1 protein-coding gene is annotated in these 395 nt (G+C 71.1%); it reads right to left on the reverse strand.

All coding sequences use genetic code 11. The features are described 5' to 3' along the window. The coding region (locus HUA76_RS44850; RefSeq protein WP_371823628.1) for a condensation domain-containing protein at window positions 1-368 on the reverse strand (368 nt) is incomplete at its 3' end. Window positions 369-395: the final 27 nt, after the last annotated feature.

The raw sequence follows: 395 nt of genomic DNA on the forward strand, positions 1-395 counted from the left end.
ACCGTGCTGTCCTTCAGCACGCGCCGCTGCCACGCCGCGTAGTCGGCGTACTGCACCGGCAGCTCCGGAAGCGCCGCGCTCCGGTTCTCCAGGAGCGCCGAGTGGACCTCGGCGACCTCGCGCACCAGCACGTCCACGGACCAGCCGTCCGCGATGATGTGGTGCATGCACAGCAGGAGGACGTGCTCCTGCTCCCCGAGCTTCAGCAGCGCGGTGCGCAGCAGCGGGCCGTGTTCCAGATCGAAGGGCCGGTGGGCCTCTTCGCTGATGCGACGCGCGGCGGTGGCCTCACGCGCGGAGGGCTCCAGCGCGCTCAGGTCCTCGATGGCCAGGGGCCAGGACTCGGGCGCCGGATGAATGTGCTGCACGGGCTGTCCCTCGCGGGACGAGAAGGT

The sequence above is a fragment of the Myxococcus sp. CA056 genome (genome assembly GCF_013336715.1).
Classification (GTDB): Bacteria; Myxococcota; Myxococcia; order Myxococcales; family Myxococcaceae; genus Myxococcus; species Myxococcus llanfairpwllgwyngyllgogerychwyrndrobwllllantysiliogogogochensis.